The organism is Cyanobacterium sp. IPPAS B-1200 (assembly GCF_001747005.2).
Taxonomy (GTDB): domain Bacteria; phylum Cyanobacteriota; class Cyanobacteriia; order Cyanobacteriales; family Cyanobacteriaceae; genus Cyanobacterium.
Genome location: NZ_CP182899.1, coordinates 1,313,369 through 1,334,459, shown reverse-complemented (window position 1 = coordinate 1,334,459; position 21,091 = coordinate 1,313,369). Strand labels below are relative to the sequence as shown.

Below are 21,091 nucleotides of genomic sequence, written 5' to 3'. Positions count from 1 at the left end.
TTCTGTGGCAGTTGTCATAATTGCGGATACAATCTCTTAATTTACCAGAATTCCTCTGAGGTTGTCACTGGTTGTGATACTTCCATAATTTCAGTATATTCAAACTGGTTATCACTTTTTTTGACGAGGGGATATTCCTTTCCATATAAAGTGATGTAGTCTTCTTGACAGTCTTGTTTTGGTGAGCGATAAACTAAGACATATTGACGATGAATATAGTTATCCATTTCTCTTTCTACTTCCATTCTCCATTGGGTTTTGGTAACTAATACCACCAGTTGATTAGCTAGTTGGGGAATGGCTTTGGCTACTTGGGTGCGGTAAATTTCGTCCAAACTGCCGAAGGGGGAATCCATGATGATGGGGAATTGATGGGCGGAGGGTTTGAGGATACTATCTTCTGTTGACCATTTTTTTACCATGTCGATGATAGCACCGATAAAGGAAAGGCTAAGAATTTGATTTTCTCCTGTGGAGGCGGCAACGTCGAGGGGGATTCCAGAGGTGTTTTCAATGAGGTTTAATTCATAGTTTTCGTTGAGTTGTGGTTGATAGGGGGTGAAGGAAATTGAGCTAAATATTTCTTGTAGTCTTTTTTCGAGGGCGAGGCGAAATTGATTTTCTAGTCTTATTTTTACTTCTTGGAGACACTTTATCGATTCTTCGGTGGCGTTTATTCTTTTTTGGGTTAGTTGATATTTTTCGGCTTTTATTTCTTGTTTTTTGATGGTTTTTTCAAGGTTTTTTATATTTTCAGTAATGGTTTCTATTTGTAGGTTTGTTTCTCCTTGATTTAGGGTTAATTTGCGGATATGTTGTTCAATATTATCTAATTCTTTTTGGGCGGATTGAATATTTTTGTCGGGATATACTCTTAGTTGGTCATTTATTTTATCGATTTCATTTTCTATTTGGCTTAGTTTTTCTCGATATTCACCAATTTGGTATTGATATTGGTCAATTTCTTGATATATATTTTCAGGATAGGATTCAATAGTTTTTACTTGCACATCCAAACGTATGGCTTCTTCTTCCATTTTGGCAACCCCTGCTTTATTCATCCACTGTTTTACTTCTTCGTAGGGTTGGTTTCCTTCTCTTAATTCTGTGCCACAAATACAGCGATTTTTTTCTAGTAAATGGTTAACAAATTCTTTTTTTATACCGCTGGGAAGTTGTCCTTTTTCTCTCAGTTTATCTACTATACTATGGAACTGGGCGATCGCCCCTACAAGATAAATTAAATAACCTTGACGAGAAATTATTTTTTTTATTTTTTGACGATGATTACCTAATTGACTACGATAATTTTTTACATCTTGTAATAACTTATTTCGTAAAGTTTCTAAATTTTTAACTCCACTCATTTCTAACAGTTGATTGGAAATATTTTGTTTATCTTCTGCTAACTTACCCAATCGAGAAATAATTAATTTGTTTTGCTCTTCTTTATCTTCTTTTTCTTGCTCTAAATCTCTTTTTTGTCTAATAGTTTTTTTTATCTCTATATCCCCTAATACTGACAACTCATCTTGTAAAGTTTTTTTAGCATTTTTTAGATGAATTACAGCCCTTTCAATAAATTTAACCCCTATTAACTCCTTAGTATCTTCCGCTATTTTTTTCCTTTCTCCAGAACGAAAAATTTGCTCAATTTGTTCTCCATCAAAAAAGAAATATTGGTGTAAGCTACTAGGTAAAATTCTTTCAATAATGTCCTCTGGTTTTTCATGGGGATATTTGGTAGTGCCATCATCGGCTGTCACCATCATGGTTAAAGTAGATTGACTATTTTCTAGTTTATTCTGAGCATTTCGACTGACAAAAAACCTTCTTTTTACCTGATAACGAAAGTAATTATGATCAAATACTACCATTACTGAACATTCAATATTTACCCCTATTTCAGCTTCATTAATTGCCTTTTTATTGATTAACAAATGGGGAGACGAAAAAGCAGGAGTAAACTTTTCATACAATACCCAAGTAAAAGCATTTAATAAAGTAGTTTTTCCCGCACCATTATTACCGTGAATAATAGTCGTGTGTTTTTCTCCTCCAGCAAAAGAAATAACAGGAGTTTCTCCATAAAACTGCCTAAAATTATTAGCTTGTAAAGAGATTAGTTTCATTGAATGTTTTGTTTAATTATTTTTAAGACATCATCATTAATATGACGGAGGTTATTATTGTATAGTCGTTCTTTTTCTAATGTTAAAACCTGTTCAATAATGCTTTTAACTTCTGGTTTTGCATTTTGAATTGGTTCATTGATTTCATCTAAGTTGATAAGGCTAGTATTGACCATCTTATTAGGTTTATAATACTTTTTTTTACATTATATCTGTACTTTAGACTAATTTGAACTGTAAGAAGCTATGATCCTTATATAGCAAGAATTTTGACTATTCTTATCCGTTTAATGTAAAAAATATAAAATATACGTCATATAAGGGTTTCAGCGTTTAAAATTAGATTTAGTCTAAACTCAAGTTATAAGTAGGTAGGCGAAAGAAAACCAAGCTATGTAAAAGAATGTAAATGAGGACGAACATTGACAAAATCAACAGAATATTGTCCTTTTTCTCCTCTATGTTCTAACCCCCATATTACATGACAAGCTAATTCTTTTTCTGTCTCGAACATTTGACCAGCTAATTGGTCTCGCTTTAAATGCTGCCATTCCAACTCGATATTATTCATCTCGGAACAATAGGGTGGCAAGAAAAACAAAAATAGTCCTTTTTCCTCCCACTGTGAGTATTTTTCTTTGGCTATTTTACTTGTATGAATTGAGCCGTTATCAAGTACTATTACACGCATTCGCCCTGATTCTGAAGCTATTTTTGATTGTTCGTCCATTAAATTGATAAAGTCATCACTCTTAAAACTTCCTATCACCAGACTATAGAAGAATTGAACTAACGGTTGCCACAATCCTATGATGCTCAATCTTTTTCCTCTTCTTTTTGTTTGCTCTTGTCGTTTCTGCTCTCCCTGAAAATAATAACTATATCCTTGTTCGCTCCACTGACAAAATCCTGATTCATCTCCATATAAAAGGTCTATCTCTCCTGTCGCAGCACTTATGTTTAACATTTCTAAGTCTGCCTGTTTGTTTATTTGTTTAGATTTTGTGCTTGTTGTATTTCTTTGAGAGTTCTTTCTTCTTCTTTGAGCAGAAATACTCTTAATCTTGCTCCCATCTATTTTCCTCCCTTGTCTTCCTATTTATATTTCTTCATTTAACTCGATTTTTCATCGCCTACCTACTTATAGCAGTCTTAAATAGTTGATAAAAAAGTTTTTGCTTAACTAATAATAGTTAGTTTCTTGATGATTCGTTAGAATAATACAGATTTTTTATCTTTCGATGTCCGTTAAACTTTAGTAATTTTTATGAAAAAATATCTGCCTTTTTTTATTTTAGGACTAAGTGCGATCGCCTTTCCCCTGTTATTATATGGATTATCAGGAATAAAAGGTTTTATTGTGGGAATACTATTGGTAATAGCAGGAGCATACCTGTATAAATATCCCCAAACCAGCTTATATATGTTGCTCATATATCTATGTTTTGGTGGTACCATAACTTACTTAATCCCCAGTACTTATACTATTGATGGACCATACATCAGCTTTACTTCTCAATACGCTATCCTCCAAATCATCATAGATGTATTTTATATTCCCCCAGTAATTGCCATCATCCTAAGTTACAAAAAACAAGACTATCAAGAAAATTATCAAAAATATCGAGCAATAATTTGGAGTACAATAGCTTTTTTTGTCATTGCATTACTACACTTCCTGTTTGTTAACATACCCAATTATTTTGAAGGTGAGCAAGGAAACCAAATATTAGTAGGTATTATAGGTCTAAAAATATGGTTAGGATATATCCCGTTAATTTTATGTGGATATTATCTTACTAAAAGCAAAAAACATCTTAATAGAATAATCCAACTACAAATAGTCCTCATCCTAATCTGTTGTGTGTTAACCCTATTCCAATATTATGCCCTCAAAGCAGGACTATGTATCGGTAGTGTTGACTTACCAGCCCCTGCCTTTAATCGTACAACTCTACAAGCTAGATGTTTAATCGGAGGCTCATTACTATACTATCCTGACTGGGATTTAATTCGTTTACCAGGAACATTTGTTGCCCCTTGGCAGTGGGGGTGGTTCTTGATTTCTAGCATCTTTTTCGCAGTTATTGGGACTATTCTTTTAGAAGAAAAAATATGGAAATATCTTAGTTGGTTAGCTTGTTTTTTATTGGTAATTTGTAGTATTATTTCAGGCCAAAGAATAGCACTATTATTAGTACCACTATTTTTGATAATTCTTGAATTAATTACCGAGAATAAAATCAAAAAGATAGCCTTTAAAATAGGTGGAATAGTTTTAATTACAATAATTAGTCTAAATTTTGGTTTCGTACAAAGTGCCATTAACAATTTTTTAGGGCGTTGGAATGTGTCACCCCCTACGGAATTTTTTATTAATACCCTTTCCACAGTGTTAGATAATCAAAGCAGTATTTTTGGTAATGGAATAGGAGTAACCCTTAGTGCCGCCAGAAGATTTGGGAATGTTCGTTTAATCGAAATTTTTCCTGCTCAATTAATTTATGAAATGGGATTCGTTGGGGTAATTTCTTTTTATACCTTTGCCACAATTTTAGTGATATTCGGTTACAAGGCTTATAAAACAGTAGAAGATAAAGCCATCAAAAAAGTTGCTCTATGTTTATGGATTTTTGTTGTTTTTATTAGTTATAATCCATATTATTATCCCCTGATAGTAGATCCTGTAAATGTTTATTATTGGTTGACTTTCGGTATTTTACTCAAACTACCAAGTGTGGAAAAAAACCAAGAATCAGCTATCATTATTAATGAAGATCCTAATTGATGTGTGAGGTGGAAAATCATGGATGGTGGTAACAACGACAAAATTGTAGGCTACTTCATTGAAGAAGCTAAAGAGCATTTAGAAACCATTGAAAAAGGGATTTTAGACTTATCCTCTGTTATCGAAGATGAGGAGAGTGTTAACGAATTATTTAGGGCTGCCCACTCCATCAAAGGAGGCGCTGCTATGCTAGGTTTTACCAGCATTCAAACCACAGCACACCGTCTTGAGGATGCTTTTAAGGTAATAAAAGATCAAACCATCGAACCTGATCAAACCCTAGAAAGTCTTTTCCTTAAGGCCTACGATATTTTACAAGATTTATTGGAACGTTTACAAGGTCCTTTTGGTTTAAAAGAAGAAGAGGGGGAAGGAATACTTCAAGCGGCTGAGCCTCATTTTACAGAATTACAAAATTATTTGTTGCAATTGGTGGATGGAGATATTCCCAAAGCACCAAAAGTTACTTCCGAATCTGTCAGGGCTTCTTCTCCTTCACTAATAGCTGTGCCGAAAGATGATGTGGTGGCAGAAGTTAGACAGTTGTTACAAAGAATGTTGGTGATTTTTAAGCAGGATTCAACCCCTGATAATCGTCAACAGTTAGAGGGAATTTGTGATAAGTTAATTCAACTTGCCCCCGATGAAAATGGTTGGAAAAACCTGTTAAAGTCTGCTCAAAAAGCCGTTGCGAATCCAAAACATTCCTATCGTTTACTAGCTCCTGTTGTCATTAAGGAAATCAAGTTGGCGGGGGATTGTTTGGAAGTAGGTAAGGGTTCAGAAATTGCTCCTTCTCAAGGTTTAGAGCAGTTAGCACAATCAAAAATGCCTCAAATTTTGTTAACATTAGATCCTGAAACCGCTGCTGATACTCTATCTCAAGTATTTAATAGGGAACAAATTTCCCGTCTGGTTAATTTACTACAAACAACTACCTAGAGTTTGATAAAAAAGTGTTTTTCATTACAAACAGTAACTTAAATAATTAGAGTAAGCTAGAAAAACAATTAAAAATAATGTTTATTTGATTGTTAATCTTTTTCATTCCTAGTTGAGCTTATGTTACCAATTATTACTCGTTTTTTGGAAGATTATTATGTTTATCTGAAGCCCTTTTATTTTGTGGGGGCTTGGTTACTGTTATTTTTATTGGTAGCTAGTATTTTGCGAGGTGTTAGAGATGCGGTGAAGCGTAGTCAGGCAATGCACGAAATTCCCTGTACTAATTGCCAATATTTTACTAATGATTATCGTCTCAAATGTACTATCCAACCCAATATTGCGAATACAGAATTGGCAAAGGATTGTCCTGATTTTATGATCGAAGAAAGCTGTTAAGATTAGAATATGTTACATAAATTAATCATCACTGACTAAAAATAATGAGCGATCGCACCTCAGTCTTCGCCGATAATGGTAAAAAGTGGATAATCCTGTCTACCATCCTTGGGCTAATCACCCTTATCGGTAGTGCCATCTATGTCATCCAAAGGACAAATACCCAGAGTCAAACCGAGGAATCTAACACCCCTACCGTTGCCACCATTGAGGCAGTAAGCGCATTAGGGCGCATCGAACCTGAAGGGGATGTGGTGGTGGTGGCAGCCTCTCCTGCCATGGCTGGGGCAAAGGTTAGAAGCCTATTGGTATCTCAAGGGGATTTTGTGGCAAGGGGAGAAATTATCGCTATCACTACCGATTACGACACCAAACAAGCAGAATTGGAAAGGGCAAGAAGAGATTTAGAAGTAGCCCAAGCAAATCTCGCCATCGTCAGGGCAGGGGCAAAGGAAGGGCAAATCAATGCCCAACAGGCTACCGTAGAGAGGTTACAAGCCCAAATTGCTACCCAAAGGGAAGTAGATAGCGCTCGACTCAGTCGTTTGAGGGCGCAAATTACCTCCGAGACAATAGAAAGACAAGCCACCGTGGACAGATTACAGGCAGAATTGGACAACGCCCAAAATGAATTACGCCGTTATCAAGACTTGGTTAGGGATGGGGTAGTTTCTCAATCGGAATTTGAAACGAGGGAGTTAACCTTTCAAGCCGCCCAAAAACGTTTTCAAGAATCAGAAGCTACCTATCAAAAAACCATTAATACCCTCAATGCCGAAATCGCTGAAGTAGAAGCCATTACCCAGCAAAATGTCCGCACCCTCACTCAACAAATCAATGAAGCCCAAGGAAGATTAGAAGAAATCAGAGAGGTTAGGGGGGTGGATGTCGATGCTTCCGAAGCCGAGGTTAGTCGTGCCATGGCAGGGGTAAACCAAGCCCAAGTGGAGTTGGAATTAACCCAAATAAAAGCCCCCATCAATGGACAGATTATTGAGGTAATAGCCCGTGAGGGGGAAAATATTGATAATGCCCAAGGGGTGGTAGAAATGGCAAATATTGACCAAATGTTGGTGGTGGCAGAAGTTTATGAAACTGATATTGGTAGGGTGGAAGTAGGACAAGAAGCTACCATTGAAAGTGAGAATAATACTTTTAGTGAGCAAATTCGGGGAAATGTTATTCAAATTAGTAGTAAAATTGGCAAAAAAGATGTCTTAGAAACTGACCCCGCCGCCAGTATTGATGCTAGGGTTGTGGAAGTAAAAATTGCTGTTAATCCTGAGTATAATGATGTTATAAATCGCCTTATTTATTCACAAGTATTTGTACAAATTTTATTATGAAAATACCTCTAGCTTGGTTACAATTAAGTAGAGAAAAAATTAAATTGTTAGTGGCGATCGCAGGTATTAGTTTTGCTGATCTTTTGATGTTTATGCAACTAGGATTTAAAACTGCATTGCTCAAAAGTGCGGTGACAGTCCATGAACAAATAGAAGGGGATGTGTTCTTATTAAGTCCCCAATCAGATGCCCTTATTTCCATGAAAAGTTTTTCCGCCCGTCGGTTACAACAGAGTTTAGGGGTAGAAGGAGTAGCATCTATTAACTATATAAACATCGGTTTTGCTATCTGGAAAAATCCCGAAAATCAATCTACTAGACAGATAATGGTCATTGGTTTTAATCCTAAAGAACAACTTTTTAAACTACCAGAAGTACAAGAAAATTTAGCCCAACTAAGACTATCTGATGTGGTATTATTTGATGATAAATCAAGACCAGAATTCGGACCGATTCCTGAGTGGTTTAATAGTGGAAAAAGTGTTCAGGCAGAAATAAATGAAAGGGAAGTTTCTGTAAGGGGATTATTTTCCATTGGTTCTAGTTTCGGGGCGGATGGTAACTTAATTACCAGTGATTTAAATTTTTTAAGAATTTTTCCTAATCGAGATAGCAATTTGATTGATATGGGGGTAATTCGCCTAGAAGAAGGGGTAAATTATGAGGCGGTTATTAACACCTTAAGACAAAGATTTGACCAAGGAGACGTGGTAGTTTTATCCCGTGAAGAATTTGTTGCCTATGAAAGGGAATATTGGGAAAATAGCACCGCCATTGGCTTTATTTTTAACCTAGGGGCGCTCATGGGTTTGATTGTGGGGGTGGTCATTGTCTATCAAATTTTATACACTGATGTGGCGGATCACCTTCCTGAATATGCTACCCTCAAGGCAATGGGTTATACCAATAATTATTTATTGCGTTTGGTTTTTCAACAGGCTTTTATCCTCGCTTGTGTGGGTTTTATTCCAGGTATTGGGGTTTCTATGCTTCTCTATGATGCGGCAGCAGGGGCTACAGGATTACCTATTTATATGACCATTTCCCTTGCATCCCAAGTATATATCTTAACATTGGGAATGTGTTTTGTTTCAGGGGCGATCGCCGTTAATAAGTTAAAATCAGCAGATCCTGCAGATATATTTTAAGATAAAATAAGGTAAAATTTTATTTTTTATGGTGAAAAAAAGGGGTAAATATGTTAACTTCCAAGGCAGAATTAGATACACAAAAAAAAGAAGATAATCCAGAAGATAAAAAAGTTGTTGAAATTGAAAATTTAGATTTTTATTACACCAATAATAAACTAACAAAACAGATTCTTTTTGACATTAATTTAACCCTAGAAAAAGGGGAAGTTGTCATCATGAAAGGGCCTTCTGGCTCAGGAAAAACAACCCTTCTAACCTTAATGGGGGCTTTACGTAGTGCTACCCATGGCAGTCTCAAAGTATTTGGAAAACAATTAGTAAATGCAGATAATAATCTCTTAATTCAAACAAGAACAAATATTGGTTATATTTTCCAAGCTCATAACCTACTCAAATCCTTAACCGCTAGGCAAAATGTTCAAATGTCCATGGATTTGCACCCTCAATTTTCCTCAGAAGAAGGCAAAAAAAAATCTATCGAAATGTTAGAGGCTGTAGGTTTAGGTACTCACATCGATTATTATCCCGAAAACCTATCTGGGGGACAAAAACAAAGGGTTGCTATCGCTAGGGCATTGGTATCTCACCCCAAAATGGTATTAGCCGACGAACCTACCGCAGCCCTTGACAGTAAATCAGGCCGTGATGTAGTGGAAATAATGCAAAAATTAGCCAAAGAACAGGGTTGTACAATTCTAATAGTAACCCATGACGATCGCATCTTAGACGTAGCCGAAAGAATTATCGAACTAGAAGACGGAGTATTAGGTGTTAGATAATGGATAATGATGATTTATGAAATAGTAAACAATAGAGTTGTTGCGAAATAGTAGGAGATAGCTTTAATGTTGAATATTAAATAAAGTTAATGGGATTTTTCTTATTCCTGATTTTATTTTATGCTACTTCCAAATATAAATTCCATAATCCACAAGCTGTTACCATTAGTTTGTCATCAAATTCTGGCGTTCTATTTCTATAAACTGATGATACAGCATAGTATCTTTTTACCCCTGCAAAAGCGTTCTCACATCCTACTCTTTCCCTTGATAATTCTCTATTTTCCTCTTTTTGTTCCACCGTCAACTCTCCCCCTCTCGGTTTTTTTTGAGGTAAAAAGACATTATCATACATTTTTTGCACTCCTTGAAATCCCGAATCTGCTTGTACTTTCACCATATCTGGTATTCCCCCAATCAAGTCAAATTGATCATGGATTTTTTTATCATGAATTTTGCCATTACAGGTGGGTGTTAACTGTAATATCTTTTTTTCTGGGCTTACTACCGCTAGATTTTTACGGGTGTGTCTTTTCTTTTTTCCTGAGTAATTTTCTTTTTGTTTTTTCTTGTCTTGTGGTCGATTAATCGGTCTTTCCACCCCGTCAATCATCACTCTTTCCACATCGGGAAAATATTCCCTGAACTCTTGAATTGTGCTAATTTTCCTTTTTGGCAATACCTGTTTTTCATTTAATGTTTTTTCTAAAACCTCTTGTAGTTTATGACTCCATCGATAAGCTTGACTTCGGTCACAATCAAAGAGAATAGCAGCTAAATCAAATGTTGGATAACATTTTAAATAAAATAGAATATAGAAAAGTTTCTGCTCAATGGTTTTGAGATGAGATTTTCGACCTCCGCCAAAGCGTCTCTGACGAGAAGAGTCACTTTTTTGTGATAATGAAAGATAAACCGACTCAAAACTGACTAATAAATCATCAAATGCCTTGCGATTCAATCCTGTGGTGGCTCTGAGGAGTCGATCTTGATTAAGTATTTTGTCAATATTTAACATTCTACTTCTTTTTACTTAGTCAGTTTTCTCTATTATCTCCTATTTCGCAACAACTCTAATATTGAAAAGACAAGGAGATGAGGAACTAAAGTAAACAAGACTAAGTAGATTGAAGTTTCATTATCAATTGTCAATTATCCATTGTCCATTCTTTAACGTCTCCCTTTAATACCCTTATGGGAAAGAAAATCAGGAACATTGTGAGGTAACAACCATGAAGGGAGGGGTTGATGTACCAAAGTTTGATAACGGTAAAAATTGAGGGCTTCAAATAAAAATCCTACTACCGCACAGGCAGCACCGATGGTAATAATGCCCATACTACCAGAGCCGTCGCCAAAAACAGTAAAAAAGTTCCAAGTATGTTCATATCCTTTTTCTGCCAAAAATCCGAGGGCAGGTACATAAGCCATTAAGTAAAAGGACACTAAAATTAGGACGCATACAATGATAGGGGTTGCAAAACTCACTAAACTGGTTAATATTAGGGAGAAAAAGAAGGATAACCACATATTCATAATTTGTTACTCCTCATGGAGTCAGTGAATGGTTAATTGATAATTTACAATAGTAAAATTATTGCTGTTTAAATTACTATTTTTAGGTTACGTCCTTAAACTAGAAATTTCACTAATTTGACAAGAATCTTAAAATAAGATTAAATATCTTGACATAAAAATAGTTTTAGTGTAAAGACATATAAACTTGTTTAACAATTACCATCTTAATACTTAATAAATCGATAAGAAACTATTGACTATGGGGAAAACTCGGAGCAAAGAAACCGCTACCTTACTTGTATCTTGCCCAGATCAACAGGGTTTAGTGGCAAAGATAGCTAACTTTATCTATTCTAATGGAGGTAACATCATTCATGCAGATCATCATACCGACTTAGAAGCAGGTTTATTTCTTTCTCGTATTGAATGGCAGTTAGAAGGGTTTAATTTACCTAAAGATTTGATTGATGCGGCCTTCGGTGCGATCGCCCTTCCCCTCAAAGCCACATGGCAACTACACTTTTCTGACACTATTCCTCGCCTTGCCATCTGGGTAAGCAAACAAGATCACTGTCTCTATGACCTATTATGGCGTATCCGTGCCAAAGAGCTAAAAGCCGAAGCAGTTTTAATTATCAGTAATCATCAAGACTTAGCCCCCGTAGCCCAACAATTTGGCATCGAATATCATTATATCCCCATTACCAAAGAAAATAAAGCCGAACAAGAAGCCAAACAAATAGAAATACTAAAAAAAGCCCATATCGACTTAGTAATACTCGCTAAATATATGCAAGTACTAAGCCCTCAATTTATCCAGCAAATTCCCAACATAATTAATATTCACCACTCCTTCTTACCCGCCTTTGTGGGGGCAAAACCCTACCATCAAGCCTACTCTAGGGGAGTAAAAATCATTGGGGCAACAGGGCATTATGTCACCCAAGACTTAGATGCAGGGCCTATTATTGATCAGGATGTAGTCAGAATTAGTCACCGTGATACCGTTGCCGACTTAATCAGAAAAGGAAAAGACCTTGAAAAAATAGTCCTTTCTCGGGCCGTCAGACTACACCTCCAACAAAGGGTATTAGTATATGGCAACAAAACCGTAGTTTTTGGATAAAAGTCAAGAATATTGAGAACATTACAGACAATTATCCATTCTCAATTATTTATTACATCCACACCCAGTGTGTCCGCAACCGCTACCACTAGGATGTCCGTCAGCACAAGCCTGACAACAATAATACTGCTCATTTTTTTGAATGGCATCGCTTAAATTAACGATACATAAACAAGAAGGACAAGCACATTTCATTTGAGTAACTGTAGTCATAATTTTTCTCCTAATAGATTTAGAAATTGATTTATACCAACATCATAACACCTGAACAGTAATTCATGTATAAGTAACAAAAAATTAACAATGGCTTTATTTTTTAGAAGATTTCTGTTGACAGTAATCACAAACGCCAAAAAATTCTAAGGTGTGGTAATAGACGGTAAAATTTTTCGACTCACACCACTGATGCAATTGCTCATCAATGGGACAATCCCTGAGAGGAATAGACTCACCACAAGAAACACAGTTGAGATGATGGGGATGATGCTCATGTTTGATGATACTGTAAAAAGCCTCACCGCTGGGGGAAACTCGCTCTTGAATTAATCCTTCTTGATGCAATGCCTTGAGACTACGATAAACCGTTGCTAGTCCTGTACTAGAACCCTGCTCACGGAGTTTAAAATGTATTTGTTGGGCGCTAATTTCTTCTTTTATTTTCTTGAGTAAAGCTAAAATGAGTGTTTGATTTTTGGTAGTTCGCATTATTTAGTAAAAAAAATCGTGATGGATATTAATAAAATTTTATGGTAAGGGCTGTAGCCCTTATTTTACCAACACAATGAATAAAAATTAACTATTAACGGCCTGACTATACATCTTTTTCACTGAACCCAAAAGACTTTTGAAGATAGATTGAGAAGTTTGATTTTGAGGATTCAAATCTTGTAGATAGTGTAATAGTTTTGCTTCTTCAACATCAATATCACCATCGCTATAAACCAAACCACTAATAGACTCTAATAGTTTTTGGTAATCATTTATGTTATGAGTTTTACCTAGATAAAGTTCTAACCATTGGTAACACTGCTTCGTGGAAATAGGCTTAACTTCTGATAATAAACTTTTAATTTCTGGATCATCTATTAACTCAGTTTCCCGAGCCATTTTTTTTAAATAGTCTCTTTCTTCCTGATGAATAATGCCATCAATCCATGCGGCACCTATAACAATTTTCATTAATAGTTTTGTTTTATTGGCTGTATTCATTAAATTTCTCCCTTGGCTAGTTTGATCATAAAAAAACCATCCATATTATGACGGTGAGGGAAAATTTTTATTGCCCCCTTTGATGTTATCGGAAAATTTGCGGTTATATTGTTTCTTTCTGTAACAATGTGCCAGTCAGGGTGAGATGCAAGAAAAGCCTCGATTACTTCTTCATTTTCCATAGGGTTTAGGGTACAAGTGGCATATACCAGACAACCATTATCTTTTACCCCCTTTGACATATTACTCAGGATGGCTAGTTGTTTTTTGGCTAATTCTTGGATTTTTTCTGGTTTTTGTTGCCAACGAATGTCTGGACGTTTATGTAATGTGCCTAATCCAGAGCAAGGGGCATCAATCAGAATTTTATCATAAAGTTGTACGGTGCGATCGCCCTTTACCCCTTCACCATCAGCATTTATCCTTGCTAAAAACTCAAAACTACTACTATCCCCCTCTTTTATCTCAATGGATTTTAAACCCAAACGCTGCACATTTTCCCTAATTTTTTGTAAACGAGAAGACCTATTATCACAAGCAATGACAACCCCCTCATCCCCCATTAACTCAGCTAGGTGAGTAGTTTTGCCCCCTGGGGCCGCACAAGCATCAAAAACAGTCTCCCCCACCCTAGGCTCTAAAAAATGACCAACTAACTGGGCGCTACTATCCTGCACCGAAAATAAACCCTCCGCAAAACCTTTTAAATTGCGTACATTACCCACCGATGATAACCTCAACCCTTGGGGTAAATGGGGCAACAATTCACTTTCGATGCCATCGGCTTTCAAAGAATTTTTTACCTCTTCGGCGGTTGTCTTTAAACTATTTACCCTTATATCAAAAGAAGGAGATTCGTTGTACCACTGCAATAACTTTTTAGTTTCCTTAACATTTAACTGTTTCAAAAAAACTTCCACAATCCAATCAGGAAAACTATACTTTACCCCTAATTTTGGTATCAATTCCAAAGGCAAAATTAAAGGATCTTCTATTTCAGCTTTTCTAAGATAAGATCTCAAAATACCATTAACTACCCCTGACAACTTTGTTAAGCCGTTTTGTTTTGCCAATTCTACGCTAGTATTTACAGCTGCAGATGGGGGAATTTTATCAAGATACCTTAGTTGATATAAACCCAAGTGTAAAATAACCCGCAACGGTAAAGGTTGCTGACTGGCTTTTTTTGTACCAAGTTGATTTACTAAACTATCGAGAGTCCTTTTTCTTCTGACTATTCCATACACCAACTCCGACACCAAGCCCTTATCCATAGGATTGAGGTTTTGATTTTTGCTCAAAATTCTTTCTAAAGCAATATCAGTATAAGCCTTGTTTCCATAAACATCCTGTAGGGCAAAAAAGGCTAGTTGACGGGGAGAAATTTTTGGATTCATTTAAAACTGGGGAATAGGGAATGATGATAGTAAGTAAGTAGGCATAATTAAATCGATTTAGGCAAGGGGTTTAAACCCCTTGTTCATAAGAGTCTTAAGAAAATAAGAGCTATAATTAATTTCGCCAACCTACTTATTTCTTGGCGTTTTTTTACTCTTTTAGAGGATATTATCATCCCACAAATTTATGACTTTTCTATTAAATTCTCAAGAATGCAAACTTTTGCTACAAATAATCTTTTGACCACAAAAAACAGTGCTACCGTATAAGTATAGATACAATCAGTTAATGGAGTTTAATCCATGTATAAACCCAGCACCACCCAAGATTTCTGCGCTCAAGACTTAGAATTAGAAATCTTGGGTAGATTTCGCTCCATTGTTGCCATACTACCCTCAGATTGCAAAATATTTCGTGAACCTTGGGACTCATCAACAATACTATGTTTTGATTTTAGCCTTTGTCCTTATCAACTAGAAATTGTTAAAGAAAAAGCAGATATTTTAATCAGTGCGGCTCAACAATTGTATTTAGGAAAATCCATTGTGTTCCGTTACAATAACCAACTAAAAGCATTTCGTCAAGTTTCTTAATAATTGATGTACCCAGTTAGTAAAGAAGTTGCTACCACGAAAACCCGTGATGGGATAACATTGGTGGCGGATATTTATCGCCCCAAAACTGAGAAAAAATTACCGATTCTGTTGATGCGTCAACCCTATGGAAGGGAAATTGCTTCTACGGTGGTATATGCCCATCCTAAATGGTATGCTTCCCAAGGATATATGGTGGTTATCCAAGATGTGAGAGGGAGGGGTGATTCGGAAGGAGAGTTTGATTTATTTGAAACGGAAATTGATGATGGAGAGGATACTCTTAACTGGCTTAGTACCCTCGAAGATAGCACAGGGAAAGTGGGAATGTATGGTTTTTCCTATCAGGGAATGACTCAGATATATGGTGCGATTAGTCAACATCCTACCCTGAAAACTATTTGCCCTGCCATGATTGCTTCTGATTTATATGCCGATTGGGCTTATGAAAATGGGGCTTTTTGTTATGAGTTAAATTTGGCTTGGGCAATACAATTGGGGGCGGAAACGGCAAGGTTAAAGCAGGATTTTTCTGCTTATAATGTGCTTTATTTGGCTTCTCGCAATTTGCCTGTGTGGGCTATTCCTTCTAATGTGGAGGAGTCTTTGAGAAAGTATGCTCCTTTTTATTATCTTTGGTTAAATACTCCCCCTGATGATGATTATTGGCGTAGGTTATCGCCTCAAAGTTATCTTGATAGGATTGATTTACCGATGCTTCATATTGGGGGTTGGTTTGATGGTTATTTGCGGGGTACTTGGAATTTTTATGAACAAATGACGGCTAAAAGTGCCTTTCAACAATCTTTAATTATTGGGCCTTGGTGTCATATTCCTTGGGGTAATAGTAAGGGCGATCGCACCTATTTTAATAAAGCAAATAATAATATCAATGAAGCTCAAATAAATTGGTTTAATTATTATCTCAAAGGAATAGAAACAGATAAAAGCTCGACAAAAAATATAAAACTATTTCTCATGGGAGAAAATAAGTGGCTAAAAAGGAAAACTTTACAAAAGAAAAAACACACTACATTTTACTTAAATAGTACAGGATTAGCTAATATTAAAGATGATGATGGAAAACTACTAAATAAAAATAAGAAAAATTCAGAAGATATAATAGTAACTGATTTTTGGCGATCGCCTCCTAGTTTAGGAGGACATAATAGCGTAAATGCTGGAAGTTTTGAAAGAGGAGAGTTAGAGCAACGCACTGATATTATTACTTATACTTCAGATTTTTTGACGGAAAAGCTAACTATAATTGGGGATATTTCTTTACAGTTAAAAGTGGCTTGTAATCATTCTACTTTTGATATAAGTGCGGTACTTTCTCAGGTTTATCCTGATGGGAGGGTATATAATTTTAGTCAGGGTTATATCAGGGTAAAAGAGCATCAAGAGAATAAACCAATTATATTCAATCTCCAACCTAGTGCGATCGCCCTTGAGCAAAATACAGCACTTCGTTTGAGTATAAGTGGTAGCGGCTTCCCTGCCTATGACCTAAATAAAGGAGATCGCCAAGAAGCCCAAACCATTACCCTAAGTGTTTTTTGTACTAAAGAATCTTTCTTAAAAATATAAACTACTCTTGAGATTGCAAAATATTGGCATAAGCACCACGGGCATTAGAGTTTACCCCTGCACGCCAAGCGTCATCATTAATAGGTTGCCAAGAAAGATTACTAACTACCCTTGTGGGGTCAAAATTATTATTCAAAGAAGCATAAACCCTATCTGTGGCAATAGGGATAATTTGTACCTGTCTCAGTTGCAAGGTTTCCTTGTCAAATAAAACCCGTCCGATGACATTTTCACGAATGGGTAAGAGAGAAGGATGAATGAAATTTCCTAGGCTCTCAAAAATAACACCTCTTTTGCCCCTAGGAGACTCTACAACCCTTATGGGTGCAAGGCGATGAGGCCCGTGACCAAAAACTATATCCCCTTCAAAATTTTGCACAAAATTAACGCCAATATCCACTAATTGTTTTTGGGTTTCCGCTGTCCAACTGTGAATGGAGAGGATACGAATATCAGCCTCGGAGTCACGAAGTGATCGCAATATGGTTAGTTCATCCTTTAAACAAGCGGTGTAGGTACAGTCGCCGTAAGCAAGATAGAGACTAGCAAAAGCAACCTTGACGGGTGTATCTTTTATCATCATGGTTTTAACTACCGCTTCCTTATTTTCCCCAGCCCCATGCCATAACCAATTGGCATTTAATTCCGAAGTTAACCTTTCCATGTGCCTAGTGGTAGCAAATACTCCGTCAACCCCTTCCTCAGCGCGATCGCAATCACGGGTATGATTATTCGCCAAACCAATCAAATTAAACCCCCTCTCATAAATCCCCCTCATATTGTCAGGATGAGACACAAAAGCAAAAGAGCGAGGGCCCAAAGGCGCCCAAAACCGATGACAAGATAAGCCCAAAGTGCTTTCCCAATTCAGAAAAGATAAATCCCCCCGATAGGATTTCCCCGTGCCATCAAAAGCATCTAATAATTTACCAAAATTTGCTTGTACTCTAGGGAAAACAGCATCGGTTAAAGCCATGGGTTGCCTATGGGTGTGAGCCATACCGGCATCCCCTACCCCTCGAATATCAATAAAATCCGTTGCTTTTTCGTAGTCAAGGGCGATCGCCCCTAGGGTGTCATAAAAATTAGTTTGATTAGGCTTATTTTTAATATTAATGGCAACTACAGGGGTTGTAGGCTCAGGAAGAGGAAACCATTTTTGCTCTACCATATCCCCTTCACCCTCCTCTTTTTGGGTTACAGTATCAGAAACAACCTCTACCACAAGCTCATCGGAGTGACGACACCCCACTAGATGGAAAACAAACAAAAATCCCAGCAAAAATTTATTTATCATAAATCAAGATAATTCTTTTGAAAATGTCCTCAGATGTAAACAAAAATTAAAAAAGTTTTTTTGAAAGGAAAATGTCCATCAGATAACCATTACAGCCCAAAAATGCAGAGATAACCGAGACATTAATGAGGCTGTTTTTTTTTCCTCCACCATGAATAATAAGTAATAATCTTAAAAAAATATTACGAAATGTCAAGAAATGCTACTAAAATAGGATAGAGAAATAGTAGTAGTAACAAAAAAAGAGATGCGAGTAGCAATTGCAGGAGGAGGGCTAGCAGGTTTATCCTGTGCCAAATATTTAACCGATTTAGGACATCAACCTATTTTATTAGAAAGTAGAGATGTATTAGGGGGTTTAGTAGCCGCTTGGAAGGATGAGGACGGAGACTGGTTAGAAACTGGTTTACACGCCTTTTTTGGTGCTTATCCCAATATGTTACAACTCATGGGAGAATTAGGCATTTTAGACCGCCTACAGTGGAAACAACACACCCTCATTTTTAACCAACCCGAAAAACCTGGCACTCTCTCCCGCTTTGATGTGCCTGATATTCCTTCCCCTTTTAATGTAATTACTTCTATTCTGCGCAACAATGATATGTTGACTTGGAGTCAGAAGATTCGTTTTGCCATTGGTTTATTTCCTGCCATTATCCGTGGTCAAAAATATGTGGAGGATATGGATAAATATAGCCTTATTGAGTGGTTAAGGATTCAGGGCATTGATGAAAAAGTCAATACTGATATTTTTATTGCGGCTTCTAAGGCTCTTACTTTTATCAACCCCGATGAGGTATCCGCTACCATTATCCTCACGGCGTTAAATAAGTTTTTGCAGGAGCGTTATGGCTCAAAGATTGCTTTCTTGGATGGAGCGCCCCCAGAGCGTTTATGCGCACCCATTGTGGATTATGTCACCGAAAAGGGTGGAGAGGTACGCACTAGTTCACCTTTGAAAAAAATTGTCTTAAATGAGGATGGTTCGGTAAAACATCTTTTAATTAGAGGTTTGAATGGGGCAGAGGATGAGATTATCGAGGCGGATGCTTATGTGTCGGCTATGTCCGTGGATGCCATGAAGTTATTGATGCCTGAGCCTTGGAAAGAGGAGCCTTTTTTCCAAAAATTAGAAGGGCTTGAGGGTGTACCTGTAATTAATGTGCAAATTTGGTTCGATCGCAAATTAACCGATGTAGATCAACTTTTATTCTCCCGCTCTCCTTTGCTCAGTGTTTATGCGGACATGAGTGTTACTACTAAAGAATATTATGACCCCGATCGCTCCATGTTGGAGTTAGTTCTTGCCCCTGCCCAAGATTGGATTGGTAAATCCGATGAGGCTATTATCGAAGCCACCATGGAGGAGTTAGCAAAACTATTTCCTGACCAAATTCCTAACGTTGCGAAGGTGCGCAAGGCGAAAGTATTAAAAACCCCTCGCTCGGTATATAAAGCCATTCCAGGCCGTCAGGCTTATCGTCCTAGCCAAGCCACTCCTATTTCTAATTTCTTCCTTTCTGGTAGTTATACCATGCAGGAGTATTTGGGAAGTATGGAAGGGGCTGTATTATCTGGTAAATTGACCGCTCAGGCGATCGCCAATAAAAAAATACCCGTCAGAAAACCCAGTATGGCAAAAGGTGAACCTACTTTTGTAGGCTAATCAAAGGACATTATTTATTTCTCAGGAGGTGTAACTTTTGTGGATTTTTCATAACTTTGTTAGACTCCTAAAGAAATAAATAGTTAAAATTTGTCAGAAAGTGAGACAATACTAGAAAATTGTCATTGTTTTCATTATTTTCATTTTTAAAATTAATCTAGTAATTATTTCAGCAGGGATGAATGCTGCAACTGCCTAAAAAATTAAAACCAAAACACCCCCTAGCTTCCGTCGAGGAGTCCTATGAATATTGTCGTCAGGTAACGGCGAAGTATTCCAAGACCTTTTATCTTGGTACTTTGTTGATGCCCAAACCAAAAAGAAAGGCAATCTGGGCTATCTATGTCTGGTGTCGTCGCACCGATGAATTAGTAGATGGACCTCAAGCTAAATTTACCACCCCTGAAACCCTTGATTTGTGGGAGACTCAACTAGAGTCGGTATTTGATGGACAACCCATTGATGATCCTGATGTGGCTCTGGTGGATACCCTTGCCCGTTTTCCTATGGATATTCAACCCTTTCGGGATATGATAGCTGGTCAGAGAATGGACTTGTACCGCAACCGCTATGATACTTTTGAGGAATTAGATTTATATTGTTACCGTGTGGCTGGTACGGTGGGCTTGATGTCTTCGTCGGTGTTGGGGGTTGATGATCGCAATGTCAGCGTCCCTTGGAATCGTCAGTCTATCATTGTACCCGAAGAAGAGGCGATCGCCCTTGGCATTGCCAATCAACTAACTAATATTCTCAGGGATGTGGGAGAAGATATTGGTCGAGATCGTATTTACCTACCCCTAGAAGACTTAGCAATGTTTGACTATACCGAAGAAGATTTATTTAACAAAGTAATCGATGACCGTTGGCGTGGCTTAATGAAGTTTGAAATCCAACGGGCCAGAAAATACTATGTGGATGCAGAAAGGGGCATTAGAGCTTTAAACCCTGATGGTCGTTGGCCTGTATGGTCAGCATTAATGTTGTATCAAGGTATTCTCGATGTAATTGAGAAAAATAATTACGATGTTTTTAACCGTCGTGCCTTTGTACCTACCGCCAATAAAATGCTTTATTTACCTGTGGCATGGTTAAGGGCTCAAGCCCTCTAATGGTGGAAGGTGGAAAAGTCTAACTTCTGTATGGACGTAGCATTC

General features: G+C 37.0%; 21 protein-coding genes. 11 read left to right on the top strand and 10 right to left on the bottom strand.

Annotated features, from left to right (window positions below):
* Positions 1-41 precede the first annotated feature (41 nt).
* From A5482_RS06250 to A5482_RS06240, 3 genes are all read right to left on the bottom strand, one after another.
* Positions 42-2,132 (bottom strand): AAA family ATPase, encoded by a 2,091-nt coding sequence (locus A5482_RS06250; protein ID WP_069791595.1) that lies wholly within the window; start codon positions 2,130-2,132, stop codon positions 42-44.
* Positions 2,129-2,308 carry a hypothetical protein gene (locus tag A5482_RS06245; protein WP_069791594.1) on the bottom strand — a complete coding sequence of 60 codons (180 nt, stop codon included), beginning with the start codon at positions 2,306-2,308 and terminating at the stop codon, positions 2,129-2,131. The genes A5482_RS06250 and A5482_RS06245 overlap by 4 nt, the downstream gene beginning before the upstream one ends.
* Positions 2,309-2,523: 215 nt before the next feature.
* The gene (locus A5482_RS06240; protein ID WP_446684836.1) at positions 2,524-3,186 is read right to left on the bottom strand and encodes an IS630 family transposase; all 663 of its coding nucleotides are present in this window, start codon (positions 3,184-3,186) and stop codon (positions 2,524-2,526) included.
* Positions 3,187-3,399: 213 nt separating this feature from the next.
* Between A5482_RS06240 and A5482_RS06235 the strand changes: the two genes are divergently transcribed.
* The 6 genes from A5482_RS06235 to A5482_RS06210 all read left to right on the top strand — a co-directional run bounded on the left by A5482_RS06235 (position 3,400) and on the right by A5482_RS06210 (position 9,537).
* Positions 3,400-4,920: a hypothetical protein gene (locus tag A5482_RS06235; protein ID WP_069791682.1), complete on the top strand. Its 1,521-nt coding sequence runs from the start codon at positions 3,400-3,402 to the stop codon at positions 4,918-4,920.
* A gap of 18 nt (positions 4,921-4,938) precedes the next feature.
* Positions 4,939-5,862, top strand: coding sequence for an Hpt domain-containing protein (locus tag A5482_RS06230; RefSeq protein WP_069791683.1), 924 nt, complete (start codon positions 4,939-4,941; stop codon positions 5,860-5,862).
* Positions 5,863-5,982: 120 nt separating this feature from the next.
* The gene (locus tag A5482_RS06225; protein ID WP_069791684.1) at positions 5,983-6,261 is read left to right on the top strand and encodes a hypothetical protein; all 279 of its coding nucleotides are present in this window, start codon (positions 5,983-5,985) and stop codon (positions 6,259-6,261) included.
* A 44-nt stretch (positions 6,262-6,305) separates the two neighbouring features.
* A complete protein-coding gene (locus A5482_RS06220; RefSeq protein ID WP_069791685.1) occupies positions 6,306-7,607 on the top strand; it encodes an HlyD family efflux transporter periplasmic adaptor subunit in 1,302 nt (433 codons plus the stop codon).
* Positions 7,604-8,755 (top strand): ABC transporter permease DevC, encoded by a 1,152-nt coding sequence (gene devC / locus A5482_RS06215; RefSeq protein WP_069791686.1) that lies wholly within the window; start codon positions 7,604-7,606, stop codon positions 8,753-8,755. Before A5482_RS06220 ends, devC begins: the two co-directional genes overlap by 4 nt.
* Positions 8,756-8,805: 50 nt before the next feature.
* A complete protein-coding gene (locus tag A5482_RS06210) occupies positions 8,806-9,537 on the top strand; it encodes a DevA family ABC transporter ATP-binding protein (protein WP_069791687.1) in 732 nt (243 codons plus the stop codon).
* A 118-nt stretch (positions 9,538-9,655) separates the two neighbouring features.
* Here A5482_RS06210 and A5482_RS06205 read toward each other — a convergent pair whose 3' ends face one another.
* Both A5482_RS06205 and A5482_RS06200 read right to left on the bottom strand, forming a co-directional pair.
* Positions 9,656-10,555 (bottom strand): IS5/IS1182 family transposase, encoded by a 900-nt coding sequence (locus tag A5482_RS06205; RefSeq protein WP_069790049.1) that lies wholly within the window; start codon positions 10,553-10,555, stop codon positions 9,656-9,658.
* Positions 10,556-10,707: 152 nt separating this feature from the next.
* Entirely contained in the window at positions 10,708-11,073 is a 366-nt protein-coding gene (locus tag A5482_RS06200) for a hypothetical protein (RefSeq protein ID WP_069790408.1), read from the bottom strand.
* A gap of 241 nt (positions 11,074-11,314) precedes the next feature.
* Here A5482_RS06200 and purU point away from each other — a divergent pair, with 241 nt between their 5' ends.
* Complete coding sequence (gene purU / locus A5482_RS06195; RefSeq protein ID WP_069790409.1) at positions 11,315-12,181, top strand: formyltetrahydrofolate deformylase; 867 nt, start codon at positions 11,315-11,317, stop codon at positions 12,179-12,181.
* Between the two features lie 45 nt (positions 12,182-12,226).
* On the opposite strand, the gene A5482_RS06190 is transcribed toward purU, so the two are convergent.
* The 4 genes from A5482_RS06190 to A5482_RS06175 form a co-directional block, all read right to left on the bottom strand.
* Positions 12,227-12,394 carry a metallothionein gene (locus A5482_RS06190; protein ID WP_071891688.1) on the bottom strand — a complete coding sequence of 56 codons (168 nt, stop codon included), beginning with the start codon at positions 12,392-12,394 and terminating at the stop codon, positions 12,227-12,229.
* A gap of 96 nt (positions 12,395-12,490) precedes the next feature.
* The gene (locus tag A5482_RS06185; protein WP_069790410.1) at positions 12,491-12,886 is read right to left on the bottom strand and encodes a Fur family transcriptional regulator; all 396 of its coding nucleotides are present in this window, start codon (positions 12,884-12,886) and stop codon (positions 12,491-12,493) included.
* Positions 12,887-12,973: 87 nt separating this feature from the next.
* Positions 12,974-13,390 (bottom strand): tellurite resistance TerB family protein, encoded by a 417-nt coding sequence (locus tag A5482_RS06180; RefSeq protein WP_069790411.1) that lies wholly within the window; start codon positions 13,388-13,390, stop codon positions 12,974-12,976.
* The gene (locus A5482_RS06175; protein ID WP_069790412.1) at positions 13,390-14,787 is read right to left on the bottom strand and encodes a 16S rRNA (cytosine(967)-C(5))-methyltransferase; all 1,398 of its coding nucleotides are present in this window, start codon (positions 14,785-14,787) and stop codon (positions 13,390-13,392) included. Before A5482_RS06175 ends, A5482_RS06180 begins: the two co-directional genes overlap by 1 nt.
* Positions 14,788-15,090: 303 nt before the next feature.
* On the opposite strand from A5482_RS06175, the gene A5482_RS06170 reads away from it, so the two are divergent.
* Together A5482_RS06170 and A5482_RS06165 are read left to right on the top strand one after the other, a co-directional pair.
* Complete coding sequence (locus A5482_RS06170) at positions 15,091-15,381, top strand: hypothetical protein (protein ID WP_069790413.1); 291 nt, start codon at positions 15,091-15,093, stop codon at positions 15,379-15,381.
* Positions 15,382-15,387: 6 nt separating this feature from the next.
* Entirely contained in the window at positions 15,388-16,971 is a 1,584-nt protein-coding gene (locus tag A5482_RS06165; RefSeq protein ID WP_069790414.1) for a CocE/NonD family hydrolase, read from the top strand.
* Position 16,972: 1 nt separating this feature from the next.
* On the opposite strand, the gene A5482_RS06160 is transcribed toward A5482_RS06165, so the two are convergent.
* Positions 16,973-18,268, bottom strand: coding sequence for a CapA family protein (locus tag A5482_RS06160; RefSeq protein WP_069790415.1), 1,296 nt, complete (start codon positions 18,266-18,268; stop codon positions 16,973-16,975).
* A 247-nt stretch (positions 18,269-18,515) separates the two neighbouring features.
* Here A5482_RS06160 and pds point away from each other — a divergent pair, with 247 nt between their 5' ends.
* Together pds and crtB are read left to right on the top strand one after the other, a co-directional pair.
* A complete protein-coding gene (gene pds / locus A5482_RS06155; RefSeq protein ID WP_069790416.1) occupies positions 18,516-19,934 on the top strand; it encodes a 15-cis-phytoene desaturase in 1,419 nt (472 codons plus the stop codon).
* A gap of 182 nt (positions 19,935-20,116) precedes the next feature.
* Positions 20,117-21,046: a 15-cis-phytoene synthase CrtB gene (gene crtB, locus A5482_RS06150; protein ID WP_069790417.1), complete on the top strand. Its 930-nt coding sequence runs from the start codon at positions 20,117-20,119 to the stop codon at positions 21,044-21,046.
* Positions 21,047-21,091 lie beyond the last annotated feature (45 nt).